1 protein-coding gene and 1 pseudogene are annotated in these 1614 nt (G+C 60.0%); both read right to left on the bottom strand.

Annotated elements, in window-relative coordinates; all coding sequences use genetic code 11:
* Positions 1-72: 72 nt before the first annotated feature.
* Entirely contained in the window at positions 73-453 is a 381-nt protein-coding gene (locus KBX19_RS11240; RefSeq protein WP_255999052.1) for an RNA-binding domain-containing protein, read from the bottom strand.
* Between the two features lie 655 nt (positions 454-1108).
* Positions 1109-1549 (bottom strand): annotated as a pseudogene (locus KBX19_RS11235) (integrase core domain-containing protein); the annotation flags it as partial.
* Between the last annotated feature and the right edge of the window lie 65 nt (positions 1550-1614).

Genomic DNA, 1614 nt, shown 5'->3' with positions numbered 1-1614 from the left:
AAGACGCCTACTATCAACAATCACACGCCCACCCGTTGGGCGTTCAATAAGCGGAACGAAAACCAGGACGCTTCATGCTTCGTGTTCGGGGTGTTCGACCCGGTGGAACTCCACACCCCGCAGCGGCGGCGAAATGTAGGCGGTGGCAACGGTCAAATACGACTGTTCCAGTCCAGAGGAGTACTCGCCGGCACTGACCCTTTTACCGGCGTGGTCTTTCATGTCGGGAAGCTCACCCACGCCGTAGACAATGACCCCACCACCGCTGTTCGCCATAGCGCACAGGTCTTTCTTCACGTCGCTCTCAGGCCGAGTCGGCTTGCTGTCGATCTTCTCTTTGAAGTCGAGGTCTTGCCGCTCCGCAGTGCGCTCCTCGACCAGTCGGTCGAGCATCTCGTTTGTGAATTCGTCGGTGGGCGCAATTCCAAGGGCGGAGTGCAAAGCGGTGAACATAGGTGTCATTGTACGAAGCGGTTTCGGCGGTTCTGGCTCACATACAACGGTCACGCAGCACGTTCAACGTCCCCGCTCCGTACCCCGCTTCCGTGTCGGCAACCGCTCCGGCTAACGTGTCGGACTCCGAAGCGTGAGGACGTGCCCGAAACGGCACCCGGGTCGAAAACCGCAACGACGCCCGAAGCGAACCCCAGCGGGCACCGAGACGGGCCTCGGGGCGGTGGACGCGACGCGCCCCGTAACGACTCGCCCGCCCGGTCCGGCAAACGAGACGGGGCTCGGGTCGGGAGTCCGCGGGAAAAGCGGTGAGCGGGACGTCTGATGGGCTACAGCGAACCAGTCGCAGGGTTGGCGGCACGGGTTTTCGTGGCGGGGTTTTTCGGGGCGGGGGTCGGTTCGGTTGTCGAGGCGGTGGGCGGCGCGAGGGTCGGTACGGGTTTCGCTTCGAGACTCGGGACGGGGGTCGTTGCGGGGTGTGTAAGGAAGCGGTGGAAAACGTGTAAGCCGCCGCGGAAGCGGCGGCGAGTCTAGAGGTTGGGGAGTTTACTGAATGTCCCGTCATCAGTCGCGACATTGTTGACAGATGAGTCGCGACATGGTGGACAAACCGGCGTCTTGGTGTTTATTTTTTCCAAGGTGCCGGTTGCGGTTTTCAGGTCAGTGGGGGTTGGCCTTTTCGCCAGTATGGTTTTTGGTAGTTGCGGGATGTGTCGATGTAGTGCTCGGTGATGGGTTCGCCGGTTTCTTTTAGTGAGGTCGTGATGTGGTTGTCGGTGATGATCATCAGGACTTCTTCGCCGCTGTAGGCTCGGCCGATTCCTAGGCTGTAGAGCCTGCCGGCGTAGCGGATGGTGACTTTGCCGCTGGCGGCGACGACGTCGTTGCGGGTGCGCCATTCTTCTTTCGGGGTGAAGGTTGGTTCAGCTTTAGGTCCTGTTGTGTAGGCCTGGTGTGGGGTACGGCGTCCGAGTGATCGGTGGGGGCGTTCGGTGTTGTAGTAGGCGGTGAATTCGTTGAGCTGCCGTTGTAGTTGGGGGATGGTTTCTGCTGGTGGTTGTGCGTTGATCCAGCGTTTGAGTGTTTGAAGTGTCCTGGGTTTAGTTCCGATCGTTTCTAGAGGAGGATTGGATCATGCCTAGGAAGTTCAGTGACGAGTTC

Source organism: Corynebacterium sp. CCUG 71335, assembly GCF_024454075.1.
Lineage (GTDB): Bacteria > Actinomycetota > Actinomycetes > Mycobacteriales > Mycobacteriaceae > Corynebacterium > Corynebacterium genitalium.
The sequence above is the reverse complement of the archived record's forward strand: the minus strand, read 5'-3'. Positions and strand labels throughout refer to the sequence as shown.